Genomic DNA, 1,908 nt, shown 5'->3' with positions numbered 1-1,908 from the left:
AAGAGCGATGTCTATAGGACGACGAATGCCGACGAATTTCCACGTACCATTTACTTCTTGTGCTTCTAAAGTTAAAAAGGCTCGACCATTAAAGCCTTTCCCTTCTCCGCTTTTCATTAAATTGACACTGATGCCAAGGCCAATCAAAATCGAGTTATTTTCGGTCTTGGCGGAGAGTTCTTCCAGAACAACAGGGAAATTGGCCATATTACTTCCGCTTCGTTCGTAGGCCAACATGCCAAACGAGAGGCGGGGTGATTCGGTTTGAAGCACTAGGTTTTCAAAACGGATACCTTTAAAAGTAAGGGTATTATTTTTGGTCGTATCAATGGGGGTACCGTCAGAATCACCTAGGTTTGAATAGATTCCCATCGCTCCATGCAAGACCGCCCGTGGTTTGAATTTTCCATCTACCACCGCAAGGGTTACTTCCGAACCACGATAAATGGTCGCTTTGGCCCGCATAAACTTAAAATTCAGATCGGTCAGGTTGGCCACTGATAAGCGATAGTTTCCGCCTTGTTCAATGGCCGCTTCGTAAGCTAAAGCACCCGATTCGTCGGGGTTGACGGGTAAAGATATACGTCCCGCAAAGCTTCCTCCCACTAGCTTGTTGGTCATAAAACTTACTGAGAAGCGGTCAACGCCAAACTTCCAACCCGAGGCGTCGCCTTGATCGAGTGGTAAAACAGGTTGTCCTACAATACCTGCGGAGACGGTGCCCGTAAAACCAAGTTTATCAATCAGTACGTTTTGGGCAGTGAGGCCCACGCGTTCGCCCGTCGTTTTTTTCTTAAATTCGGGGGGGAGTATAAGACTAAACTGCTGAATATACACGCCTTGCCAAGTGGGATCTTGGGTAGCTACTGGGTAGCCTTGAGGGGTGGTAAAATTGGTGGGGTTATTGACCGTGCTGAGGTCGAGTGAAACATTGCTGACAACAAACGCAAAGCGTTCATGTTTGGCAACGGCAAAGGGGGTGTTGAAGGTGAGGCTAATCAAGACATCGTGCAGGCCTTTGGTCGAAAAAAAATCAAAAGAAGCCCTAACGCGCTGATTAGAAGGGAAAGGTTCGAAGTTTTGGCTGGGGTCGAGGGGAACGAGGACGTCTCTCGGAAAAACAACATCGGCGACCAAACGGGCTTCTTTAAAACCACTACCGCAACTAAATTGGGCATAAGTAACGGCGCCATTGACTTGGCCATTGGGGGCAAGCCCGCCCCCGCCTTTAAGTATGATGGTGAAGCTTCGAAGCGGGAGAATAAAATCGCCAAGAAGGACTGCCCTAAAATCACCCGTAAGCCCCCCTGAGCGCGTAATACCCACTTGGTCAGCACCAAAGAAAAGTTGACGTTCTTTGGCACTTGAATTGGGATCCGAAACGGGCATCGTCATTCGGATATAGACCGTTAGCTCTGCTTTGTTGGCGTAGATTGTCCCTTTCGTAATGGCCAGTTCAATCGTATTGTTGCCAACTTTTTTTCGGATCCCAATCGGAAGGACACGTAAGTCTTCAAAAGAAGAAAGACTATCTTGGTATTGGTTTTCGGCGTCTAAAGCAGCAAAAACACTACGTGCTTTCTGCCGCTCTGAGCTGGAGGAATCGCTCACAATAGCCATTTGGGCGTCGCTGGCAGGAGCAGCTGCCGACGTAATAAACGACGCTCCCCAAGATGGTAAGGCGATGGTACGCGGCGATGTGCGAGTTGGCTCAACCGCCATCACCCAGCTGGTTGACCACACCAACCATCCTATAATAGACCAGAGATAGTAATTCTTTTTCATACTTATAATTGACTACAGTTGTCCTTTGAGCACTTTGAGAAACACGGCGCGTCCTTGTCGGGTATCGCCCGAAGGAAGTCGAATGGGAAGCGAGCGAGCATCGGGAAAGGTACGTCCCCAGGC

The 1,908-nt window shown here is 48.8% G+C and carries 1 protein-coding gene; it reads right to left on the bottom strand.

All coding sequences use genetic code 11. The features are described from left to right. On the bottom strand, positions 1-1,785 hold a 1,785-nt coding region (locus K339_RS33260; protein WP_037300028.1), incomplete at its 3' end, for a hypothetical protein. Positions 1,786-1,908: the final 123 nt, after the last annotated feature.

It is taken from the genome of Runella limosa DSM 17973, assembly GCF_000482465.1.
Classification (GTDB): domain Bacteria; phylum Bacteroidota; class Bacteroidia; order Cytophagales; family Spirosomataceae; genus Runella; species Runella limosa.
This window is presented reverse-complemented; position numbering and strand designations above follow the sequence as displayed.